We start from the raw sequence: 22,729 nt of genomic DNA on the forward strand, positions 1-22,729 counted from the left end.
GCCGTCGTCATGTCACACCGCTCAGGCGCGCGGCTTCTCCCGCATCTCGAAGGTCTCGATGATGTCGCCGACCTGGACGTTGTTGTAACCGCCCAGCGTCAGACCACACTCGAAGCCTTCGCGGACCTCGGTCGCGTCGTCCTTGAACCGCTTCAAGGAGCTGATCGTGAGGTTGTCCGCCACGACCGCCCCGTCCCGCAGCAGCCGCGCCTTGGCGTTGCGGCGGATGAGACCGGACCGGACGATACAGCCGGAGATGTTGCCGATCTTGGACGAGCGGAAGACGTCGCGGATCTCCGCGGTGCCCAGCTCGACCTCCTCGTACTCCGGCTTGAGCAGACCCTTGAGCGCGGCGTCGATCTCCTCGATGGCCTGGTAGATGACCGTGTAGTACCGGATCTCCACGCCCTCGCGGTCGGCGATCTCGCGGACCTTGTTGGCGGCCCGCACGTTGAAGCCGATGATCGTGACCGCCTCGTTCGAGGCGCTCGCGAGCATGACGTCGCTCTCGGTGATCGCGCCCACGCCCCGGTGGATGATCCGGAGCTGGACCTCCTCGGGGATGTCGAGGTTGAACAGCGCGTCCTCGAGCGCCTCCACGGAACCGGAGCCGTCGCCCTTGAGCACCAGGTTGAGCGAGGTCTTCTCGCCCTCCTTGAGCTGCTCCATGAGCGTCTCGAGAGTGGCCCGGCCACGGGAGTTGGCGAACGATGCCGCCCGCCGCCGCGCCTGCCGCTGCTCGGCGATCTGCCGAACGGTCCGGTCGTCCTCGGCGGCCAGGAAGGTGTCACCCGCACCCGGCACCGTGGTCAGACCGAGCACCATGACCGGACGCGCCGGCCCGGCCTCGTCGACCGGCTTGCCGTTCTCGTCCAGCATGGCCCGGACCCGGCCGTGCGCCCCACCGGCGACGATGGAGTCGCCGGCACGCAGGGTGCCCTTCTGCACGAGCACGGTCGCCACCGCGCCCCGGCCCTTGTCCAGGTGCGCCTCGATGGCCACACCCTGTGCCGGCCCGTCGATCGGAGCGGTCAGCTCCAGCGACGCGTCGGCGGTCAGCAGGACGGCCTCGAGCAGCTCCTCGATGCCGATACCGGGCTTCGCGGCCACGTTGACGAACATCGTGTCGCCGCCGTACTCCTCGGCGACCAGGCCGTACTCGGTCAGCTGCTGGCGGACCTTGTCCGGGTTCGCCTCGGGCTTGTCGACCTTGTTGACCGCGACCACGATCGGCACGTCCGCCGCCTTGGCGTGGTTGAGCGCCTCGATGGTCTGCGGCATCACGCCGTCGTCCGCCGCGACCACGAGGATCACGATGTCGGTGACCTGCGCACCACGGGCACGCATGGCGGTGAACGCCTCGTGACCCGGGGTGTCGATGAAGGTCACCGCGCGGTCCTCGCCCTCGTGCGGGACGTGCACCTGGTAGGCGCCGATGTGCTGGGTGATGCCACCCGCCTCGCCGGCCACCACGTTCGCCTTGCGGATCGCGTCGAGCAGCTTGGTCTTACCGTGGTCGACGTGACCCATGACGGTCACCACCGGCGCACGGCTGACCAGGCGGTCCGCCGCGACCTCGGCGTCGAGGTCGATGTTGAACTGCGCGAGCAGCTCGCGGTCCTCGTCCTCCGGGCTGACGATCTGCACGTCGAAGCCGAGGTGCTCACCCAGCAGCAGCAGGGTCTCGTCGGAACACGACTGCGTCGCGGTCACCATCTCGCCCAGGTTGAACATCTCCTGGACCAGCGAACCCGGGTTGGCGTTGATCTTGTCGGCGAAGTCCGACAGCGAGGCGCCACGGGACAGCCGGACGACCTGACCCTGGCCACGGGGAGCACCCGAGGACATGGTCGGGGCCGACAGGTTGTCGAACTCCTGTCTGCGCTGCTTCTTGGACTTGCGACCACGGGTCGGCCGACCACCCGGACGCCCGAAGGCACCCGCGGCGCCGCCGCCACGGCCACGACCGCCGCCACCCGGACGGCCACCGCCGCCGGCCGGCGGACGGAAACCGCCACCGGGTGCGCCGCCACCGCCACCGGGGCCACCGCGGTAGCCACCGCCACCGCCGCCGCCACCGGGACCGCCGCGGTAGCCACCGCCACCGCCGCCGCCACCGGGACCGCCGCGGTAACCACCGCCGCCGCCACCGGGACGACCCGCGCCGCCACCGGGACCGCCACGACCGCCACCGGGGCCGCCGGGGCGACCAGTGGTCGGGCGCTGGCTCGGCATGGACGCCGGGCTGGGCCGCGGCGGCATGGACGCCGGGCTCGGCCGCGGCGGCATCCCGGCCGGGCTGGGACGGGGACCGCCCGCACCCGCGGCCGGCGGCCGCTGCTGCTGGCCACCCTGGATGCCGAACGGGTTGTTACCGGCGCCCCGCGCCGGCGGACGACCACCGGGCCGGGCACCCGGGCCCTGGCCCGGGCCGCCGGGCCGACCGGCGGCCGGGGAACCCGGACGCGGCGGCATGGCGTTCGGGCCGGGACGCGGACCGGGGCGGGGACCGCCCTCGGCCGGAGGCTCCCGGCGAACGGTCTCGCGCTGCTGCTGGCGGGCGGCCTGCGCGGCCTTGACCGCGGCCTCCTGCTCAGCCTTCAGCGCGGCGGCACGCGCTTCGGCGGCCGCCACTTCGATGTCGTGCGCGCTCGCAGGCTTGGCGACCGGGGTCGCCGGCTGCGGCGGGCCGGGGACCGGGCCCTTGGGCTTCGGTCCTGGAGCCGGCGCGGCCGGACGCCGGGGCGGCATCGGCCGGGCCGAGACCCGGGGAGCGCCCGGGGTCGGGGTGGGCGTCGGGGTCGGTGCCGGTCCGCTGGGCGCGGCCGCCGGCGGGGCGGCGGGCGCCGAGGAACCGGCTACGAACGCGCTCCGCAGCCGTCGGGCGACAGGCGCCTCGACGGTGCTGGACGCGGACTTCACGAACTCGCCCATCTCCTTGAGTTTGGCGAGAACGGTCTTGCTTTCGACCCCGAGCTCCTTGGCAAGCTCGTGTACGCGGGCCTTTCCTGCCACTGCACTCCTCACTCCGAGGTCGTGCGGGCAGCACCCGCAGCGACCTCACTCGTGCACTTGAAGCCTGGTCATTTCAGGGACTTCATCGTGTGCTCATGTCGGTCGTCCTACCTTGCTAGCGACCCTCGACCGGACGGGCTTGACCGGTCGTCGGGGGTTGCGCGTCGACGTGCTCCGCGAGCGCACCGTGGTCGGGGACCCCGGTGACGCGCAGTGCCCGCCCGAAGGCGCGGCGCCGCACCGCTTGCGCGAAGCAGGCCGGATTGGGGTGCATGTTCGCTCCCCGACCCGGCAGTCTGCGGGCCGGATCGGGCCGAAGACTGGTCTGACCAGCCTTGTCACCGACCGCGACGACCCGCAGCAACTCGCTGGCCGGCGCTCGTTTCCGGCAGCCCACACAGGTGCGCTCCGGCAGCGCGCGTCGTGCCACTGAGCAAGTCTACCCCTAGCTGCTCGAGATCGCGCCGCCCGGCTCCGGGACGTGATCAGCTCCGCCCCGCGCGGACGGGCCGGCGGTCTCCGCGTCGGAGCGGATGTCGATCCGCCAACCGGTCAGGCGGGCCGCGAGCCGGGCGTTCTGCCCTTCCCGGCCGATCGCGAGCGAGAGCTGGAAGTCCGGAACGGTGACCCGCGCGGTACGGCTGGCCAGGTCGACCACCTCGACCCGCAGGGCCTTGGCCGGCGAGAGCGCGTTGCCGACGAAGGTGGCCGGGTCGTCCGACCAGTCGATGATGTCGATCTTCTCGCCGTGCAGCTCGCTCATCACCGCGCGGACCCGCTGGCCCATCGGGCCGATGCAGGCGCCCTTGGCGTTGACGCCGGAAGCGGTCGACCGGACGGCGATCTTCGTGCGGTGACCTGCCTCACGGGCGATCGCGCCGATCTCCACCGTGCCGTCGGCGATCTCCGGCACCTCCAGCGCGAACAGCTTCTTCACCAGCGCCGGGTGCGAACGGGACAGCGTGATCTGCGGCCCGCGCATTCCCTTGGCGACGTGCACCACGACGCAGCGGATCCGCTCGCCGTGCTCGTACCGCTCGCCGGGGACCTGCTCGGACTGGGGCAGGACGCCCTCCAGCTTGCCGAGGTCGACGCTGACGATGCCCTTCTCCCGGCGGGTCTCGTGCGCCTGCACCACGCCGGTGACCAGGTCACCGTCGCGGCCGACGTACTCGCCGAAGTGCACCTCGTCGGTGGCCTCCCGCAGCCGCTGGAGGATCACCTGCTTCGCGGTCATGGCGGCGATCCGACCGAAGTCGTGCGGGGTGTCGTCCCACTCCCGGGTCACCGTGCCGTCGGCGTCCAGCTCCTGCGCGTAGACCGAGGCGGCCCCGCTCTTGCGGTCGATCTCCACCCGGGCGTGCGGCTCGGCGCCGTCGGTGTGCCGGTAGGCGGTCAGCAGCGCGGTCTCGATCGCCGCGAGGATCGTGTCGAACGGGATCTCCCGCTCGCGCTCCAGGGCGCGCAGCGCCGCGAGGTCGATGTTCACCTCTCCTCGTCCTCCAGATCTTCGTCGTCGTCGTCGATGTCGGTGTCGTCACCGAGGTCCTCGTCGTCCAGGCGGGAGAACTCCACCTGGACCCGGCCGGGGCCGAGTTCGGCGTACGCGTGCGTGACGCGCCCGGCGTCGCTCTCCAGCTCCACCCGCTCGTCGTCGGCGGCCGTCACCCGGCCGGTGAGCTGCCGGTCGCCGGCCTCGCCCCGCACGGTGACCTTGACCAGCCGGCCGACGTTGCGTCGCCAGTGCCGGGGCAGGGTGAGCGGGCGGTCCACCCCGGGGGAGCTGACCTCCAGCTGGTACTCGCCGGCGACGATGTCGCCGGCGGCCTCCTCCGCCGTGTCCAGCGCCGCGGAGACCGCCCGGGACACGTCCGCGACGGCGTCCAGGTTGATCCCGCCGTCGGCGTCCACGATCACCCGGACCACGTGCCGCCGTCCGGCCCGGGAGACGGAGAGGTCCTCCAGGTCGTAGCCGGCGGCGGTGACCACCGGCTCGATCACCTCGCGCAGCCGGGTCCGGCGCGCGGCGAGGTCGCCGCGGGGAGCGCCGCCCCGGTCCGCGCCGCGGGGGCCGTCGGACCGGCGAGGCCGTCCGCTGGGCCCCGTCGGCCGGGTGGCACGGCCACGCTGCGTCATTCCGCGTACCTCTCTGCTGTTGCCACGGCCCACCGGGCCGTGTTGGTCCCGCGCCGGCGCGGGCGGTCGTCCCGCCATGCCGGTACGCCACCGGGGCGTCCGCGCCCGGTGGCTGCGCAGAGCGTAACGCTTGGGCGCGGCGGCGGCCCGGGCGGCGCACCGACGACCCTGCCCCACGGGGCGGCGCAGATGGTGTTGACTTGTGCGGTGGGGACCGGCAGAACACCATCCGACCAGGTCAGAGCGGGGCATTCCCGGCGTCGCCTGCTGCGCGCCGGCGCGCTCGTGGCGCTGGGTGGCGCGGCCGCGCCGCTGACTGGTTGTGATCTTTTCGACCGTGACGACGAGCCGTCGCCGCCGGACGCGTTGGAGCCGTTGGCGGCCGAGGCGCTCGCCCTGGAGGCCCGCTACCGGGCCGCGGCGACCGCCGCGCCGGCGCTCGCCGCGCGGCTGACCCCGATCGCCGACGCGCACCGGGCGCACGCCGACGAACTGCGCCGGGTGATCGGTCGGCCGGCTCCCTCCGGCACGCCGACGGCCGACCCGTCGGGCGCGCCGGTCACCGAGCCGGACGGGGTGCTGACCGACCTGCGCCGGGCCGAGCAGCAGGGCCGGACCAACGCCGCCAAGGCGTGCGCCGCCGCGCCGGCCGAGCGGGCCGCGCTGCTCGGCTCGATCGCCGCCGCCCGGGCCACCCACGTGGAGGCCCTGAAGTGAGCGACCGCACCGAGCGCAGCGAGGGCCGCCAGGCCCTGCCCGGCCGGTACGCCCCGAGCCCGACGAGCGGCCCGGCCCAGGCCCTGGCCGACGCGCTCGCCGCCGAGTACGCGGCGGTCTGGGCGTACGGGGTGATCGGCGTGCACCTCACCGACGCGGCCCGCACGGCCGCCCGCGCCGCCGAGGCGGCCCACCGGTCCCGCCGCGACGCGTTGCTCCTCCAACTCGCCGAGGGTTCCGGCCAGGTGCCCGCCGACCGGGCCGGCTACGCGCTGCCCTTCCCGGTGACCGACCGGGCCGGCGCGCTGCGGCTGGCGGTGGAGATCGAGGAGCGGACCGCCGGGCACTGGCGGGCCGCGCTGCCGCACACCACCGGCCCCGAGCGCAACACCGCACTCGCCGCGCTGACCGACTGCGCGTTGCGGGCCACCCGCTGGCGGCGTACGGCGGGGGTGACTCCGGTCACCGTCGCCTTCCCGGGCCGCACGGCCTGAGCGCGAGCCCGGTCACCCGGCGGAGCCCTGCGGTTGCGGGCCGCATACCAGGTATGCATACTCCACGCCATGTCCATCCGTCACGGCCTGCTCGCCCTGCTCGAACGCGGCCAGATGTACGGCTACCAGCTGCGCGCCGCGTTCGAGGAGTCGACCGGGTCGACCTGGCCGCTGAACATCGGGCAGGTCTACACCACGCTCGCGCGGCTGGAACGCGACGGACTGGTCCGCCCACTGCCGGAGAACGAGGGCGGGCAGCGGCCGTACGAGATCACCGACGCCGGGCGGGCGGACCTGGCGCTCTGGTTCGCCACGCCGATCAGCCGCGCGGACCGGCCCCGGGACGAGCTGTCGATCAAGCTGGCGTTGGCGCTGACCACCCCCGGGGTGGACGTCCGCGCGGTGGTGCAGACCCAGCGCAGCGCCACCATGCGTGCCCTGCAGGAGTTCACCCGGTTGAAGTACGCCAGCGACAAGCCGGAGGATCTGCCCTGGCGGTTGGTGCTGGACGCGATGATCTTCCAGGCCGAGGCCGAGGTGCGCTGGCTCGACCACTGCGAGACCAGCCTGGTCCGGCACCGCCCGGCGCCGGCCCGACCGGCGGACCACCCCGAGGCGGTGGACCGGGCCGGCGACGAAGCCCGCCGGTGAGGCGGCACGGGAGGCGCGGATGAACCCGACCGACGGGGTGCTGGAGCTGCGTGCGGTCCACCGCACGCACGGTGGCGGCGAGGCCGCCGTGCACGCGCTGCGCGGCGTCAGCCTCACCGTGGCCGCCGGCGAGATGGTGGCCGTGATGGGCCCCTCCGGCTCCGGCAAGTCCACCCTGCTGGCCCTGGCCGGCGGCCTGGACCGGCCCACGGCCGGTGAGGTGCTGGTCGAGGGCGAGGCGCTCGGCGGGCTCGCCGCTCGCGAGCTGGCCCGCCTGCGCCGGCGCCGGATCGGGTACGTCTTCCAGGACCTGAACCTGCTCGGCAGCCTGACCGCGGTGGAGAACGTCGCCCTCCCCCTGGAGCTGGACGGCGCCGGGGTGCGGGCGGCCCGCCGGCTCGCCCTGGCCGCGCTGCGCGAGGTGGACGTCGCCGGCCTGGCCGACCGCTTCCCGGACCAGATGTCCGGCGGCCAGCAGCAGCGGGTGGCGATCGCCCGGGCGCTGGTCGGCGAGCGCCGGCTGGTGCTGGCCGACGAACCGACCGGGGCGCTGGACTCCCAGGCCGGCGAGGCGGTGCTGCACCTGCTGCGCCGCCGGGTGGACGCCGGCGCGGCCGGCGTGCTGGTCACGCACGAGGCCCGCCACGCCGGCTGGGCCGACCGGGTGGTGTTCCTGCGCGACGGGGTGCTGGTCGACTCGACCGCCCCGCTGGTCGGGGTCGAGCACCTGCTCAGCGGCAGCAGCCGGTGAGCCGCGGGCGGTTCGCCGCCGCGCTCCGGTCGTGGCGGCCCGCGCTGCGGATCGCCCGGCGCGAGGCGCTGCGGTCCCGGCGGCGCACGCTGCTGGTGCTGGCGATGATCGCGCTGCCGGTCCTCGGCCTCAGCTTCACCGCCGCCAGCTACGACATGTCGGACCTGACCCGGGCGGAACGGCTCGACCGCCGGCTCGGCGGCGCCGACGCCGAGCTGCGCTGGACCGACCTGTCCCCCGTCACGCAGGACGCCTGGGGCGAGTCGGCCTGGTCGGTCGGGGACGACCCGGTCCCCCGGACCCGCCCGGTCACCGCCGACGAGTTGCGGGCGCTCCTGCCCGCCGGCAGCCGGGTCACCCGGGTCCGCTGGTGGCTGTCGTTCGAGACCCGGGTCGGGCGCAAGGTCAGGTCGATGGACGCCCGGGCCGTCGACCTGACCGATCCGCTCGCCCGGCCGCTGGCCCGGGTGCGCGAGGGCCGCCCCCCGACGCGCCCGGACGAGATCGCGATCAACGCGGCCGCGCTGCGCCGGCTGGACACCCGCGTCGGCGCGCCGGTGCGCACGACCGACGGCACCACCTACCGGGTGGTCGGCGTGGTCGAGTTCCCCGACAACCTGCGCGAGATGGTCACGCTGGCCGACCTCGCCCCGGACAGTCCACCGGCCGAGTCGAGCTGGCTGGTGGACCTGCCCGGCTCGGTGGACCCCGCGCTCGTCGACCGGCTGAACGCGCAGGGCGTCCAGGTGACCACCCGTACCAGGCTGCCGGGGCGGCAGGAACTGGCCCGCGGTCCGTCCATCCCCGACGTCGAGCAGACCGGCAGCGTGGCGCTGGTCGGCGGGCTGGGCCTGCTGGAGGTGGTGCTGCTCGTCGGACCGGCCTTCGCGGTCGGCGTCCGCCGCCGGCGACGGGACCTCGCGCTGGTCGCGGTGGCCGGCGGGGACGCCGCGCACCTGCGCCGGATCGTGCTCGCCGACGGGGTGGTGCTCGGCGCCGGCGGGGCCGCCCTCGGCCTGCTGCTCGGCGTCGGGACGGCGATCGCCGCGCGACCGCTGGTCGAGCAGTACCTGCTCCAGGAGCGGATGGCCGCGTACCGGGTCTTCCCGACCGCGCTGGCCGCGATCGCCGCGGTGGCGGTGCTGGCCGGGGTGCTCGCGGCGCTCGCGCCGGCCTGGGCCGCGTCCCGGCAGGACGTGGTGGCCGGCCTGGCCGGGCGGCGCGAACCACCTCGGCCGGGCCGCCGGTGGCTGCTGACCGGTCTCCTGCTGACCGCCGCCGGTACCGCGCTGGCCGCGTACGCCGCCTCCCGGACCTCGCCCACCGGGGTGCTGGCCGGCGTGGCCCTCGGCGAGCTGGGACTGGTCTTCTGCACGCCCACGCTGGTCGGGTTGCTCGCCCGGGCCGGGCGACTGCTGCCGCTGACGCCCCGGCTCGCGCTGCGCGACGCCAGCCGCAACCGGTCGTCGGCCGCGCCGGCCATCTCGGCGGTGATGGCGGCGGTCGCCGGCAGCGTGGCGCTCGGCGTCTACCTGGCCAGCGACGACGCCCGCAGCCAGGCGCTCTGGCAGCCCGGCCTGCCGCCGGGCAACATGATCCTCATGCCCGCCGGCGGGCCGGTGACCGGTTCGCCGCCGGCGGCCGGCGCGGTCGCCGAGCGGGTGCGGACGGTGCTGCCGAGCGCCACCGTCAGCGCGGTGGCCGGCGCGGCGTGCGCGCGCCCCGCCGGCCCGGACGACTACTGCATGGCCGTCGCCGTGCGCCCGCCGGCGGAACGGTGCCCGTACGGGCCGTACGAGGAGGGTCCCGCCTCGACCCGGCACGACCCCCGCTGCGTCCAGCCGTTCCGGGAGCCGGACGACATCTCGCTGCCGACGCTGGTGGACGACGGCGGCGCGCTGGCCGCGCTCACCGGCGCCCCGGCCGACGAGCTGGCCGCCGCGCGCCGCGCCCTGGCCGCCGGCGGCGTCGTGGTCACCGACCCCCGACACCTGGTGGACGGACAGGTGCGGCTGGAGGTCAACCGCACCTCGGACGGCCGGACGACGGTCCGACACCTGCCCGGGTACGTCCTGCGCGGCGGCCTCCCGGTCGACCGGCTGGTGCTCTCCCCCGCCGCCGCGAGCACGCTCGGCCTGGCCGCCGAGCCGCTGGGCTACCTGGTGGACACCACCGGCCCGCCCACCGAGCGGCAGCGCGAGCGGCTGACCGAGGAACTGGCCGAGGTCGTCGAGCTGTCCGCCCAGATGGCGACCGCACAACCGCCGTCGAACCAGCGGCCGTTGCTGCTCCTGCTGGCCGCCGCGTCCGGGGTGATCACGCTCGGCGCCGCCGCGGTCGCCACCGGCCTGGCCGCCGCCGAGGGCCGCCGGGACCTGTCCACGCTCGCCGCGGTCGGCGCCGACCCCCGGGTACGCCGGGTGCTGTCGCTCTGGCAGGCCGGGGTGATCGCGGGCATCGGCTCGGCGCTGGGCATCGTGGCGGGGCTCGGCTCGGCCGCCGTCATCCTGGCCGCGCTCAACCAGCGGTACGCGCAGTCCTGGCCGGTGCAGCCGCCGTACCCGCTGACCGTGCCCGGCCAGACCATGACGGTGCTGGTGGTGGTGCCGGTGGTGGCGATGCTGGGCGCGGCGCTGCTCACCCGCTCCCGCCTGCCGGTCGAACGTCGCCTCGACTGACCGGGGTCCGCAGGGGGTGACGGGGCGCGGCGGGGGCGGCAGACTGGACGGGTGACCGCTCTGGGATCCCTCACCCGCCGCCTCGGTCACCAGCAGTGGTTCGCCACCACCATGCGTCTGCTCGTCCCCGCCGACCGGCTCGTCGGCCGGCTGACGAAGGGTCGCGTGGTCGCCTTCGGGCTGGTGCCCACACTGGTGCTCACCTCCACCGGCCGCCGCTCCGGCAAGCCCCGCAGCAACCCCCTGGTCTACGTCCCCGACGGCGACGCCTACGTGGTGATCGGCTCGAACTGGGGGCAACGACACCAGCCGTCCTGGACGTTCAACCTGATGGCCCACCCGGGCGCCGAGGTGGACGTCAAGGGCCGCCGGATCCCGGTCACCGCCGAGCAGGTCACCGGCGAGGAACGGGAGCGGCTGTTCCAGCGGCTGGTGCAGGAGTGGCCCGCGTACCGCACGTACGTCGAGCGGGCCGGTGGCCGCGAGATCCGCGTGTTCCGTCTGGTCCCGACCGCCTGAGCCGACCGTCGGGATGCTTTCAGAAGGCGTCGTAGACGTCGCTGCGGTGGCCGAGCTGCACCACCAGCACGAGCAGCTCGTCATCGCGAACGGTGTAGACGACGCGGTAGGAGCCGACTCGTATTCGGAGGAGGCCCGGATGCCCAACAAGGGCCTTGACCCCGGCCGGGCGAGGTTCGACGGCCAAGCCGGCGATCGCGCTGACAAGACGGGCTTGAACGGGACGGTCGAGCTTGCGGAGGAGCTTCGCGGCGGCGCGGCCGACTGTGACCGTGTAGGCCGTGGATTCCGCCATGCTTACAGGCCTAGTTCTTTGCGCAGCTCGGCGAGCGGAATCGGGGCTTCACCAGCCTCGATTCGGGCCAGGGCGTCCCTGGCCGCTGCGACGTCTGCTGCATCCTCGGCGCGTTCGATCGCTTCCGCCAGGTCGGCCGGGACAATGGCAGCCAGCCGTTGTCCACGGCGAGTCACATAGGTGATCCGACCTGCGTAGTGAGCGCGCGAGACAACGTCCGCGAGACTATCGCGGGCATCGGAGATCGGCAGCTCTGCGGCGGGTTCACTCATGCCGCAAGTGTACAACCCGTACGACTCGTACAGTGCGCATCAAGTACGGTGGAGGAGGGTGGACGTTGACCGCCGAACGGAGTCTGGACGACCCGCGGTGGCGGGTGGCCGAGCGGGTCGGGGACGCCGTCCTGCGCCGCTTCCCGGCCGACGTGCTCGCCGTCGCCGTGCACGGTCCGCTGGCGCACGGCGACGACGACGGCGGCGGGGACCGCGAGGTGGGGCTGTTGGTGGCTACCTACCGGCCGGGCGCCGGGCCGAAGCCGTCCACCCGCCGAGTCGACGGGGTGCTGGTCGACCTGACCGTGGCCGGGGCGGACGACTACCTGCGCCGGGCGACAGCGATCACGGCGGGCTGGCCGCTGGCCGCCGACCGCTACGTCACCACCCGCGCCCTGCACGATCCGACCGGCTGGCTGCCGAAGCTGCGCGACGAGCACCTGGCGCGGCTGGCGCGCGCCCGGCCGGCCGAGTTCACCACCGCCGCGCGGCAGGCGTGGTACCGGGGCAGCGCGGCGCACGCCCGCGCGCTGCGGCTGGCCGAGTGGTACGAGACCGACCAGGCGCTGCTCGTGCTCGGTGAGGCCCGGCTGGCCGCCGCGACCGTGCAGGGGCTGTTCAGCCGCACCTACTTCCGCGATCCGGGCGACGCGGTGCGGCGCACCGGACTGGCCGGGGCGGACATGACCGAGGTGGGCGCGGTGTTGACCCGGCAGGCCGAGGAGCTGGCCGCGCGGGGCCGGCCGGTGGACGGCACCGTCGACGACCTGCTGGACGGCTGAACGGCGGGGCCGTCAGCCCAGACCGCCACCGACCCCGATCAGCGCGCCGATCAGATAGGTAGCGCCGGCCGCCAGCGCGCCGAGCAGCAGCTGCCGCAGGCCGCTGCTCCACCAGGCGCGGTAGGTGAACCGGGCCACGATCGCCCCGGCGAGGAAGAGCCCCACGCCGCCGACGCCGAGCGCCAGCCACAGGCTGGTGAAGCCGAGCAGGTACGGCAGCAGCGGCACCAGGGCGCCGATCGAGAAGCAGATGAACGACGAGATCGCCGCCGCCCACGGGCTGGGCTGGTCGTCGGGGTCGACGCCCAACTCCTCCCGGACGTGGACGCGCAGCGCCTCCTCCGGGTTGGCACGCACCGCCTCGGCGACCTGGGTGGCCAGGTCGCGGGGCAGCCCGCGGGCCACCCACGCGTCGGCCAGCTCGCGGGCCTCCGCCTCCGGGTGCCGTTCCAGCTCCCGCCGCTCCTTGGCCACCTCGGCGGCCACCTGCTCGTTGGCCGACCGGACGCTCGTGTACTCGCCCAGGCCCATCGAGATGGCGCCGGCCACCAGGCCGGCCGTGCCGGTGAGCACGACGCTGCGCGGGGACACCCCGCCGCCACCGACACCGGCGATCAGCGCGATGTTCGTGACCAGACCGTCCATGGCGCCGAAGACCGCCGGCCGCAGCCAGCCGCCGGACACGTCCGCGTGGTGCGCCTCGCGCAGCGCCGCCGGGGTGTCGGTCACGGCAGGGTCAGGATCTCGTAGCCGTCGTCGGTCACGACGATGGTGTGCTCGAACTGTGCCGTCCACCTCCGGTCCTTGGTGACCACCGTCCAGCCGTCGTCCCACATGTCGTACTGGTGGGTGCCGAGGGTGATCATCGGCTCGATGGTGAAGGTCATCCCGGGTTCCATCAGGTCGGTGGGGCGCGGGCTGTCGTAGTGCGGGACGTAGAGGCCGCTGTGGAAGGCCTCGCCGATGCCGTGGCCGGTGAAGTCGCGCACCACGCCGTAGCCGAAGCGCTTGGCGTAGGACTCGATCACCCGGCCGATGACGTTGATCTGCCGGCCCGGCGCGACCGCCTTGATGCCGCGCATCATCGCCGCGTGGGTCCGCTCGACCAGCAGGCGGGCCTCCTCGCCCACCTCACCGACGCAGAAGGTCGCATCGGTGTCGCCGTGCACCCCGTTCAGGTAGGCCGTGACGTCGACGTTGACGATGTCGCCGTCCTGGAGCTCGGTCGAGTCGGGGATGCCGTGGCAGATCACCTCGTTGACGCTGGTGCAGCAGGACTTGGGGAAGCCCTTGTAGCCCAGCGTCGACGGGTAGGCGCCGTGGTCGCAGAGGAACTCGTGCACCACCTGGTCGATCTCGTCGGTGGTCACCCCCGGCTTGCAGTGCTCGCCCGCGAGCTGGGTGGCCCGGGCCGCGAGCCGCCCGGCCACCCGCATCTTCTCGATGGTCTCCGGCGTCTGCACGTGGGACCCGCGCCACTCCTGCGGGCGCTTCTTCCCCACGTACTCGGGGCGCGGGATGTGGGCGGGGACCGCTCGCCACGGGGAGAGCGTGCCGGGGGTCAGCGGCGCACGGACGGTCATGTCCTCAGACTATCGCCGGCGCCTCGGTGACCCCCGCCACGGCCCCGCCCACCAGGTTGTTGCCGTGCCGCAAACGCTGTGCCATTGTTGCTGCGTGGATCAAGGGGGTGCACCGCCCGTCTTCACCGTGACGGCGCAGGGCGAGGGCGACCACCTCCGTGTCCTGGTGACCGGCGAGGTCGACATGGCGACCGCCGACACGATGTTCCAGAGCGCGCTCCGCGAGCCCGCCAAGCGGCTCACGCTCGACCTGCGCGCGGTCACCTTCTTCGACTCGGCCGCCATCCACGCGGTGGTGCGGCTGTCCCAGCGCTTCCCGGGCGCGCTCGTCGTGCTGCCGTCCCGGCAGGTCCGACGCGTGCTGGAGATCTCCGGCCTGGGCGATCAGGACTGGCTGGCGGACACCTGAGCCGGCTGCCGGTTCAGGGCGGATCTTCCGCACCGTGCGTCAGCGGGCCGGCCGGCCCGGCCTGCGGGCGATCCGGTGCCGGCTTCCGCTCGCCGCGGTCCGTGGCGGTGTCGGGGGCGAGATCGCGCCGTAGCGTCTCGGCGTCGTGCTTGCTCACACCGCTCGCGCGGATGGTGTTCACGGCGATGATGCTGACGTCGTTCGCCAGGTTGACGCCACCGATCCGCAGCCCGCTGGTGAGTGCCTCCTGAGCCTGACGGATGGCCGTCATCGCGGCTCGTTGGGACCGGGACGGCCGGTTGGCCGACGGCGACCACTCCACGGCCACGTGCCGGACGGCCTCGGCGAGGCTGTCGACGGCGTCCGCGAGCCGGGGCGGTACCGGCTCGTCGCTGCGGAGCGCGCTCTCCAGGTTGAGCGCGAGGTCACGACTCTGCAGCAGGGAGCGCATCATCAGGGCGGCGCCGTGCCTCCAGCCCTCCAGCGAGTTGTGGTTGTGCCACCGCAGCGGTGAGATGCGGACGACCTCGACGGCCGCAGACAGGGCCGTGTCGAGGTCCGAGGTGTCGACGCCGCGCAGTGTGTCGAGGGCCCGCTTGGCCAGCTCGGCGTCCCGATTCCGGGCGGCCTCGGCCACCCGGTCCAGTTCGGTGGCGATGCGGTCGAGCAACGGTCGACCGGCGCGCCGGATCCGGTGGATCGGGTGCAGGGGGAGCACCACCAGCGCGACGAGGATGCCCACCACCCCGCCGACGATGCCGTCGACGAAGCGCGGCACCGCCAAATTCGTGTTCGCCGGGGCCAGCACCGCGATCACCATGGCGCTGCCACCCACCTGGGTCACGAACGACCCCTCGCCGCTCAGCAGCACGGCGAACAGGATCGACGCCGCCACGATGACCCCGATCTGCACGTGGCCCTGCCCGACCCAGGAGACCAACAGGTCGCCGAGGGTGATGCCGACCGCGACACCGGCGACCAGGAACAGGGTCCGGCGGAAGCGCTGACCCACCGAACTGGCGATGGTGCCCACCGCCACGGCGGGCGCGAACAGGGGCTGGGGATTGTCCAACACGTCGTTGGCGATCCACCACGCGCCGGCCGCGGCCACGCCCGACTGGACCGCCACGAGCAGGCTCAGTCGCAGCCGTACCAGTCGGTCGCGGGCCGTGGCGGAGCCGGTCCGCCGTACCGCCCCCCACGCCGCGCCGACCGGGTCGTGGGTCGCGCGCGGGCCCGCCGGATCCCCTCGTCTCACCGCCACCACGCTACGGCTTCCCTCACCCCGGTCCGGGCGGAAAGCGAGGCTGGACGGCGGATCACCCGGGCACGACCCGGCAGCCGGCTGAGATCGTCCGGGTCGCGGGCGCGCGGCGGGTGCGGTGGCGGCGGCTCAGTCGCTCCCGGTCAGCCGGCGGCGCAGCGTCAGCTCGGTGCCGTCCTCGGTGCGGGTCACGCTCATCTCCCCGAGCGCCTGGATCAGCGCCAGCCCGCGCCCGCGGAAGCTCGACCCGCTGGACTCGCGCCACCGCCCGCTGTCCCGGATCGTCGCCGTGACCGTGCGGTCCGCGATGGTCACCTCCACCTCGATCGACGGGTCGACCGGGTCGATCGGGTGCTCGATCGCGTTCGCCGCGGCCTCGGAGATCGCCACGGTGAGGTCGAACAGATCCGTCTCGCCGACCTGGTGGGCGACGAGGAAGTCCTCCAGCCGCTTGCGCAGCACGCTGAGTCGGGTCGGATCGGCGGGCAGGCGCAGCGCGAAGCGGTTCAACTCGGCCGCCTCCAGCGCGAGCACCGCCACGTCGTCGTGCCGAGTCCGCCCCGCGACCCGTTCCACCACCGCGTCCACCAGGTCGGCCACGTGCTCGCCGCGCGCGGTCGCGTCGAGCCGCAGCTGCCCGAGCCCGGCGTCGATGCCGGCCGTCCGGTCCTCGATCAGACCGTCGGTGTAGAGCAGCAACCGGCCGCCGGGGGCGAGTTCGCCCTCGACGGTCCGGTAGGTGGTGCCGGGGATCGCCCCGACCGGCGGTCCGAGGGCCCGATCGTGCAGGAACGCCACGTCGTCTCCTCGGATCAGCAGGGGCGAGGGGTGACCCGCGCTGGCGTACCGGAGCCGGCCGTCGCGCGGGGAGAAGCTGAGGCAGACCACCGTGGCGAAGGAGCCGCTGCCGGTGGAGTGGACCAGCTGGTTGAGCCGGGTCAGCGCCTCGCCCGGGTCGTAGCCCTCCAGGACGTACGCCCGCAGCGCGTTGCGGAGCTGGCCCATCGCGGCGGCGGCCCGCACGCCCTTGCCGACCACGTCGCCGATGACGAGCACCATCTCGTCGTCGGGCGCGCCCATCACGTCGTACCAGTCGCCGCCGACCTCGACGTCCGCGCTGCCGGGCAGGTAGCGGCTGGCCACCACCGCGCCGGGCAGCTGCGGCAACGTACGCGGCAGCAGGCTGTGCTGGAGCGTGCTGGCGATCCGGTGCTCGGCCTCGTAGAGCTGGGCGTTCTCCAGCCGTACGCCGACCAGCCGGGCCAGCTGGGTCAGCGCCGCCTGCTCGGCGCCGCCGCCCTCGCCCCGCCACACCCGCAGCTCGCCGAGCTGCTCGCCGGTGGTCCCGGTCAGCGGCAGCACCACTGACGGCTCGGCGGGCAGATCGCCGCCGGCGTCCTCCTCGTGGCGGGCGCCGGTGGCGGTGACCAGCACCCGGTCCGCCTCGGCCAGGGTGAGCGCGTGCCGGGCGGCGACCCGCACCACCTCGGCGGTGGACCGGGCGGTGTTGATCGCCACTGCGGCGTCGGCGAGCGCCCGCAGCCGGCGGATGATCTGCCCGCGCAACTGTCCCAGCTCGACGTTGGCCCGGACCCGGGCGACCAGTTCCTGGCTGGAGAAGGGCTTGGTCAGGTAGTCGTCCGCGCCGGCCGAGAGGCCGGCGACCTCCTCGGCGGCGCCGGCCCGCGCGGAGAGCAGCACGATCGGCACGTGCCGGGTGACCGGGTTGGCGCGCAGCGCGGCGACCAGCCCGAAGCCGTCCAGCCGGGGCATCATCACGTCGCTGAGCACCAGGTCGAACGGGGTGTCGACGGCCAGTCGCAGCGCCTCCACGCCGTCCGGCACGGCCACCACCTCGTAGGCCGGGGAGAGCAGCCGGCCGACGTGCTCGCGCAGGTCGGGGTTGTCGTCGGCGACCAGGATCCGGCCGGCGGCGCCCGGCGTCCCGGACGGCTCGGGCAGCCCGGCCGGTCGGGCCACCTCGTCGGTCCAGAGCGCCGTCTCGGCGACGTGGAGCCGGGCCTGCTCCGGCTCGCTCAGCGGCACCGGGGACAGCGCGGACACCCGGTCGGCGGGCAGGTGCGCGTAGCCGAACGGCACGGTCACCGTGAAGGTGGTGCCCCGGTCGACGACGCTGCTCGCGGTCACCGTGCCGCCGTGCATCTCGACCAGCTCACGGACCAGGGCGAGCCCGATGCCGGTGCCCTCGTGGGTACGGGAGCGGGCACCCGCCACCCGGTGGAACCGCTCGAAGACCTGCGGCAGCTCCTCCGGCGCGATGCCGACGCCGGTGTCGGTCACCTCCAGCACGGCGGCCCCGTCGCCGGAACGGACCCGGACCCGGATCTCGCCGTCGAAGGTGAACTTGACCGCGTTCGAGATCAGGTTGAGGACGATCTTCTCCCACATGTCCCGGTCCACGTAGACCGGCGCGCGCAGCGGCGGGCAGTCGACCACCAGGCGCAGTCCGGCCCGTTCGGTGGCCGAGCGGAACGTGCTGGCCAGCCGTGACGTGTAGTCGGCCAGGTCGGTGGGCTGGTAGCGGGCGGCCAGCCGGCCGGACTCCAGCCGGGAGAAGTCGAGCACGGTGTTGACCAGCTTGAGCAGGCGCAGCCCGTTGCGGTGCATCATGGTCAGGCGATCGAGGTAGCGGTCGGGCAGCTCCCGGTCGGCGAGCATGTCCTCCAGCGGGCCGAGGACCAGGGTGAGCGGGGTGCGGAACTCGTGGCTCACGTTGGCGAAGAAGTTGGTCTTGGCGCGGTCGAGCGCGGCCAGCTCGGCGGCCCGGGCCCGCTCCTGCTCGTACGCCCGCTGCTTGCCGACCGCCCGGGAGACCTGCGCGGCGACCAGGTCGACGAAGTCGCGGTAGTCGTCGGTGAACGGGAGCCGGCGGGACACCCCGAGCAGCAGCACTCCGGCCGGCTCGTTGGTGGCGGTCAGCGGCAGCAGCAGCGCCTGGTCGGCGGCGTCGGCCGGGACGGCGCCGGGCAGGTCGGCGGTGGCGATCCAGCGCGGCGCGCTCAGCTCCTCGCCGGCGGGCAGTCCCGGCGGCGGGCCGGCGACCGTGGCCGGGTCCAAGCCGGCGCAACCGGCGGGCACGATGGCGCCGTCGGGGTCGGTGAGCCAGAGCGCGCTGAACGGCACGTCGGCCCGGTGGGCGTCGAGCACCCGGGTGACGGCCCGGCCCAGTTCGAGCGTGCTCGGTACGTCACCCAGCTCGTTGCCCAGCTCGGCCAGGGCCCGCAGCCGACGCTCGCCGAGCACCCGGCCGGTGGTCTCGTTGACGAAGCAGAAGATCCCCTCGACGGTGCCGTCGGCGTCCCGGATCGGGTCGTACGAGACGTCGAAGTAGACGTCCTCCAGGAAGCCGTGCCGGTTGATCACGAAGGGATGGTTCTCGCCCCGGTAGGGCACGCCGGTGCCGCGCACCCCGTCGAGCAGCGGGCCGAGGACGTCCCAGGTCTCGGCCCAGTGCAGCCGGGCGGACTGCCCGATCACCGCCGGGTGCTTGTCGCCGATGGTGGGCCGGTAGGCGTCGTTGTAGAAGGCCCGGTGCTCCGCGCCCCAGAAGACCACCATCTGGGCGCGGGACGCCAGCATGGTGCTCACCGCGTGGCAGAGCGCGGCCGGCCAGCGGTCCGGGGTGCCGAGCGGGGTGGTGGCCCAGTCGAAGCCGCGCAGCCGCTCGCCCATCTCGCCGCCGGCGGCGAACGCCGCGGTCAGCAACGGTGGGAAAGACGCCTCGCCGGCCGCCGGGGACGATCGACCGACGTCCCCGCCCCCCTGGGCCGAGCCCATGCAGCCTCCCGCTCCGGCCATGTCCACGACGGCCGGCGTGGTTACGCCGACCGTCCCCGCCTACTACCCCGGCGGAGGAGCAACGTAACGCACCGGCACCGGCGGACGCTGGTTACCTCCGCCTCATCCTGACGTAACCGGCGGGCGGGGGCGAGTCGGGCGGGGCCCCGGGCCGGTCGGCTGTGATCTGCGCGACACCGCGGCCTGTACCAGCGCCGTGACCGGCCGAGGATCGGCCTCGTTCTCCGGATGCCACTGCACGCCGAGCACGAAGCGCCGCGCCGGATCCTCCAGCGCCTCCACCACCCCGTCGTCGGCCCAGCCGGTGACCGCCAGGCCGCCGGGGTCGGCCACCGCCTGGTGATGGTACGAGTTGACCCGGTCCACACCGGCCATCACCGCCCCGGCCCGGCTGCCCGGGGCGAAGCGCACCGGGTGCGACCCGTACACCCCGGGGGCCGGCCGGTGCCCGTCGTGCCCGACCACGTCCGGCAGGTGCTGGTGCAGGCTGCCGCCGTACGCGACGGCCAGCAGCTGCATCCCCCGGCACACGCCCAGCACCGGCAGGTCGGCGGCGAGCGCGGCGGTCAGCAGCGCCACCTCACCGGCGTCGCGGTCCGGCCGGCTCTCGGTGCGCGGGTCGGGCGGCTGCCCGTAGCGCTCCGGGCCGACGTCCGCGCCGCCGGCCAGCAGCAGCCCGTCCAGCAGCCCGAGCACGTCGGCGTCGACGTCGTCCGGGGGCAGCACCACCGCCCGGCCGCCCGCCGCGGTCACCGCCCGGACGTACGCGTGCGGCACCAGCGTCGCCGGCACGTCCCGCCACACCGCCCAGCCGGCCGGCTCGACGTACGCGGTGACGCCGATGACCGGCCGTCGCCTCACAGTGCTGGCCCGGTTCGCGACTGCGGGGCTCGCAACCCCGGCTCACTCCTCGCGCTCACAGTGCTGGCCCGGTTCGCGACTGCGGGGCTCGCAACCCCGGCTCACTCCTCGCGCTCACAGTGCTGGCCCGGTTCGCGACTGCGGGGCTCGCAACCCCGGCTCACTCCTCGCGCTCACAGTGCTGGCCCGGTTCGCGACTGCGGGGCTCGCAACCCCGGCTCACTCCTCGCGCTCACAGTGCTGGCCCGGTTCGCGACTGCGGGGCTCGCAACCCCGGCTCACTCCTCGCGCTCACAGCGGCGTCACGTACGCGCCGGTGATGCCGCCGTCGACCACGAACTGCGCGGCGGTCATGAACGAGGCGTCGTCGCTGGCCAGGAACGCCACCGCGGCGGCGATCTCGGTCGGGTCGCCGAACCGGCCCATCGGCACGTGCACGAGACGCCGGGCGGCCCGCTCCGGGTCCTTGGCGAACAGGTCCAGCAGCAGCGGGGTGGCCACCGGCCCGGGGCAGAGCGCGTTGACCCGGATGCCCTCGCGGGCGAACTGCACGCCCAGCTCCCGGGTCATCGCCAGCACCCCGCCCTTGCTCGCCGTGTACGCGATCTGCGACGTGGCGGCGCCCATCAGCGCCACGAACGAGGCGGTGTTGATGATCGAGCCCTTGCCCTGCCGGCGCATGTGCGGGATGACGTGCTTGCAGCACAGGTAGACGCTCGTGGTGTTGACCCGCAGCACCCGCTCCCAGGCGTCCAGCCCGGTCTCCAGGATGGAGTCGTCGTCGGGCGGGGAGATGCCGGCGTTGTTGAACGCGACGTCCACCCGGCCGTGCCGGTCCACCACGCCGTCGAAGAGGTCACGGACCGCTGTCTCGTCGGCCACGTCCGCGGCGACGAACTCCCCGTCCACCTCCCGCGCCGCCCGGGTGCCGGCGTCGGCGTCGATGTCCACGCAGACCACCCGGGCCCCCTCGGCGGCGAAGCGCCGCACGGTGGCCAGCCCGATGCCGCTGCCCGCGCCGGTCACCACGGCCACCCGGTCCTGAAGCCGTCCCTGCACTGTGATCACTCCTCGGTGCCGATGAACACGTTCTTGACGTCGGTGAAGGCGTGCAGCGCGTCCGGGCCCAGCTCGCGGCCGAGGCCGGAGCGTTTCATCCCGCCGAACGGGGTCCAGTAACGCACCGAGGAGTGCGAGTTGACGCTGAGGTTGCCCGACTCCACCGCCCGGGCCACCCGGACGGCACGGCCCACGTCCCGGGTCCAGATCGAGCCGGAGAGGCCGTACTCGGTGTCGTTGGCCAGCCGGATCGCGTCCGCCTCGTCGTCGAACGGGAGCACCGAGACGACCGGGCCGAAGATCTCCTCCCGCCAGTGCCGGTCCGCCGGGGAGCCGGCGAGCAGCACGGTCGGGGCGTACCAGAAGCCGGGGCCGTCGGGGCACGAGCCGGTGAAGGCCACGTCCGCGTCGTCGACGTACCCGGCGACCCGATCCCGGTGTCCGGCGGAGATCAGCGGGCCCATCTCGGCGGTCTCGCGGGCCGGGTCCTCCACCCGGAACGCCCGCACGGCCGGTTCGAGCAGTTCCAGGAAGCGGTCGTACACCGGGCGTTGGACCAGGATCCGGGAGCGGGCGCAGCAGTCCTGGCCGGCGTTGTCGAAGACCGCGGACGGGGCGGTGGCCGCCGCCTTCGCCAGGTCGGCGTCGGCGAAGACGATGTTCGCCGACTTGCCGCCCAGCTCCAGCGTCACCCGCTTCACCTGGGCGGCGCAGCCGGCCATGATCCGGGTGCCGACCTCGGTGGAGCCGGTGAAGCAGATCTTGCGGACGGCCGGGTGGGTGACGAACCGTTCGCCGACCACGCCGCCCTGCCCGGGCAGCACGGTGAACACGCCGTCGGGCAGCCCGGCGTCGCGGGCCAGCTCGGCCAGGCGCAGCGCGGTCAGCGGGGTCAGCTCGGCCGGCTTGAGCACCACCGTGTTGCCGGCCGCGAGCGCGGGGGCGAGGCCCCAGCCGGCGATCGGCATCGGGAAGTTCCACGGCACGATCACGCCGACCACGCCGAGCGGCTCGTGGAACGTGACGTCGAGCCCGCCGGGCACCGGGATCTGCTGGCCGGTCAGCCGTTCCGGCGCGCCCGCGTAGTAGTCGAGCACGTCGCGGACGTTGCCGGCCTCCCAGCGCGCGTTGCCGATGGTGTGGCCGGCGTTGCGCACCTCCAGGAGAGCCAGCTCCTCCAGATGCGCGTCGACCTGGGCGGCGAACCGCCGCAGCAGCCGCCCCCGGTCCCCCGGCGCCACCCGACGCCATGTCTCGAACGCGGCGGAAGCCCGCGCGACAGCCGCATCCACGTCGTCGACGGAGCACCCCGGAACAACCCCGATCCCCGCCCCGTCGACAGGCGAGATCACCTCACCCACGCGTGTCCCCCCTCCCTCTCACCCTCACCTCGGCGATCTTGCAGTTACTGCCCCGACGAAAGC

20 protein-coding genes and 1 pseudogene are annotated in these 22,729 nt (G+C 74.4%); 8 read left to right on the forward strand and 13 right to left on the reverse strand.

Annotation, left to right across the window (positions count from 1 at the left end):
• Positions 1-21 precede the first annotated feature (21 nt).
• From infB to rimP, 4 genes and pseudogenes are all read right to left on the reverse strand, one after another.
• Positions 22-3,015 (reverse strand): translation initiation factor IF-2, encoded by a 2,994-nt coding sequence (infB, locus tag CO540_RS11855; RefSeq protein WP_099162077.1) that lies wholly within the window; start codon positions 3,013-3,015, stop codon positions 22-24.
• A 93-nt stretch (positions 3,016-3,108) separates the two neighbouring features.
• A pseudogene (locus tag CO540_RS11860) lies at positions 3,109-3,445 on the reverse strand (YlxR family protein).
• A 15-nt stretch (positions 3,446-3,460) separates the two neighbouring features.
• Positions 3,461-4,504 carry a transcription termination factor NusA gene (gene nusA, locus CO540_RS11865; protein WP_099162079.1) on the reverse strand — a complete coding sequence of 348 codons (1,044 nt, stop codon included), beginning with the start codon at positions 4,502-4,504 and terminating at the stop codon, positions 3,461-3,463.
• Complete coding sequence (gene rimP, locus CO540_RS11870; protein ID WP_099162080.1) at positions 4,501-5,151, reverse strand: ribosome maturation factor RimP; 651 nt, start codon at positions 5,149-5,151, stop codon at positions 4,501-4,503. Before rimP ends, nusA begins: the two co-directional genes overlap by 4 nt.
• A 264-nt stretch (positions 5,152-5,415) precedes the next feature.
• Between rimP and CO540_RS11875 the strand changes: the two genes are divergently transcribed.
• The 6 genes from CO540_RS11875 (at position 5,416) to CO540_RS11900 (ending at position 10,961) form a co-directional block, all read left to right on the forward strand.
• Positions 5,416-5,868 carry a hypothetical protein gene (locus CO540_RS11875; protein WP_172968017.1) on the forward strand — a complete coding sequence of 151 codons (453 nt, stop codon included), beginning with the start codon at positions 5,416-5,418 and terminating at the stop codon, positions 5,866-5,868.
• A 35-nt stretch (positions 5,869-5,903) separates the two neighbouring features.
• Entirely contained in the window at positions 5,904-6,362 is a 459-nt protein-coding gene (locus CO540_RS11880) for a ferritin-like domain-containing protein (protein ID WP_099164722.1), read from the forward strand.
• A gap of 69 nt (positions 6,363-6,431) precedes the next feature.
• The gene (locus tag CO540_RS11885) at positions 6,432-7,013 is read left to right on the forward strand and encodes a PadR family transcriptional regulator (RefSeq protein ID WP_091579992.1); all 582 of its coding nucleotides are present in this window, start codon (positions 6,432-6,434) and stop codon (positions 7,011-7,013) included.
• 19 nt (positions 7,014-7,032) lie between these two features.
• Positions 7,033-7,764, forward strand: coding sequence for an ABC transporter ATP-binding protein (locus CO540_RS11890; RefSeq protein WP_099162082.1), 732 nt, complete (start codon positions 7,033-7,035; stop codon positions 7,762-7,764).
• Complete coding sequence (locus CO540_RS11895) at positions 7,761-10,442, forward strand: FtsX-like permease family protein (protein WP_099162083.1); 2,682 nt, start codon at positions 7,761-7,763, stop codon at positions 10,440-10,442. The genes CO540_RS11890 and CO540_RS11895 overlap by 4 nt, the downstream gene beginning before the upstream one ends.
• A gap of 51 nt (positions 10,443-10,493) precedes the next feature.
• Complete coding sequence (locus tag CO540_RS11900; RefSeq protein ID WP_099162084.1) at positions 10,494-10,961, forward strand: nitroreductase family deazaflavin-dependent oxidoreductase; 468 nt, start codon at positions 10,494-10,496, stop codon at positions 10,959-10,961.
• 19 nt (positions 10,962-10,980) lie between these two features.
• Here the strand turns inward: CO540_RS11900 and CO540_RS11905 are convergent, their stop codons facing one another.
• Together CO540_RS11905 and CO540_RS11910 are read right to left on the reverse strand one after the other, a co-directional pair.
• Positions 10,981-11,256 (reverse strand): type II toxin-antitoxin system RelE/ParE family toxin, encoded by a 276-nt coding sequence (locus CO540_RS11905; RefSeq protein WP_099162085.1) that lies wholly within the window; start codon positions 11,254-11,256, stop codon positions 10,981-10,983.
• Between the two features lie 2 nt (positions 11,257-11,258).
• Positions 11,259-11,528, reverse strand: coding sequence for a type II toxin-antitoxin system prevent-host-death family antitoxin (locus CO540_RS11910; RefSeq protein ID WP_099162086.1), 270 nt, complete (start codon positions 11,526-11,528; stop codon positions 11,259-11,261).
• A 65-nt stretch (positions 11,529-11,593) separates the two neighbouring features.
• Between CO540_RS11910 and CO540_RS11915 the strand changes: the two genes are divergently transcribed.
• On the forward strand, positions 11,594-12,310 hold the full coding sequence (locus CO540_RS11915) for a hypothetical protein (protein WP_099162087.1): 717 nt from the start codon (positions 11,594-11,596) through the stop codon (positions 12,308-12,310).
• A 12-nt stretch (positions 12,311-12,322) separates the two neighbouring features.
• Here the strand turns inward: CO540_RS11915 and CO540_RS11920 are convergent, their stop codons facing one another.
• Together CO540_RS11920 and map are read right to left on the reverse strand one after the other, a co-directional pair.
• A complete protein-coding gene (locus tag CO540_RS11920) occupies positions 12,323-13,039 on the reverse strand; it encodes a VIT1/CCC1 transporter family protein (protein ID WP_099162088.1) in 717 nt (238 codons plus the stop codon).
• Positions 13,036-13,893 (reverse strand): type I methionyl aminopeptidase, encoded by an 858-nt coding sequence (gene map / locus CO540_RS11925; RefSeq protein ID WP_099162089.1) that lies wholly within the window; start codon positions 13,891-13,893, stop codon positions 13,036-13,038. The genes CO540_RS11920 and map overlap by 4 nt, the downstream gene beginning before the upstream one ends.
• Before the next feature lie 94 nt (positions 13,894-13,987).
• Between map and CO540_RS11930 the strand changes: the two genes are divergently transcribed.
• Positions 13,988-14,302 (forward strand): STAS domain-containing protein, encoded by a 315-nt coding sequence (locus CO540_RS11930; RefSeq protein WP_253866625.1) that lies wholly within the window; start codon positions 13,988-13,990, stop codon positions 14,300-14,302.
• Between the two features lie 13 nt (positions 14,303-14,315).
• On the opposite strand, the gene CO540_RS11935 is transcribed toward CO540_RS11930, so the two are convergent.
• The 5 genes from CO540_RS11935 to CO540_RS11955 form a co-directional block, all read right to left on the reverse strand.
• Positions 14,316-15,560: an aromatic acid exporter family protein gene (locus tag CO540_RS11935; protein ID WP_157779108.1), complete on the reverse strand. Its 1,245-nt coding sequence runs from the start codon at positions 15,558-15,560 to the stop codon at positions 14,316-14,318.
• Positions 15,561-15,695: 135 nt separating this feature from the next.
• On the reverse strand, positions 15,696-19,364 hold the full coding sequence (locus tag CO540_RS11940) for a SpoIIE family protein phosphatase (protein WP_099162091.1): 3,669 nt from the start codon (positions 19,362-19,364) through the stop codon (positions 15,696-15,698).
• Between the two features lie 123 nt (positions 19,365-19,487).
• On the reverse strand, positions 19,488-20,246 hold the full coding sequence (locus CO540_RS11945) for a gamma-glutamyl-gamma-aminobutyrate hydrolase family protein (RefSeq protein WP_099162092.1): 759 nt from the start codon (positions 20,244-20,246) through the stop codon (positions 19,488-19,490).
• Between the two features lie 291 nt (positions 20,247-20,537).
• Positions 20,538-21,305, reverse strand: coding sequence for a 3-oxoacyl-ACP reductase (locus CO540_RS11950; protein WP_099164724.1), 768 nt, complete (start codon positions 21,303-21,305; stop codon positions 20,538-20,540).
• A gap of 5 nt (positions 21,306-21,310) precedes the next feature.
• Positions 21,311-22,657 carry an aldehyde dehydrogenase gene (locus CO540_RS11955; RefSeq protein ID WP_371682298.1) on the reverse strand — a complete coding sequence of 449 codons (1,347 nt, stop codon included), beginning with the start codon at positions 22,655-22,657 and terminating at the stop codon, positions 21,311-21,313.
• Positions 22,658-22,729 lie beyond the last annotated feature (72 nt).

This window comes from Micromonospora sp. WMMA2032 (assembly GCF_002688545.1).
In the GTDB taxonomy this organism is placed as follows: Bacteria; Actinomycetota; Actinomycetes; order Mycobacteriales; family Micromonosporaceae; genus Micromonospora; species Micromonospora sediminicola.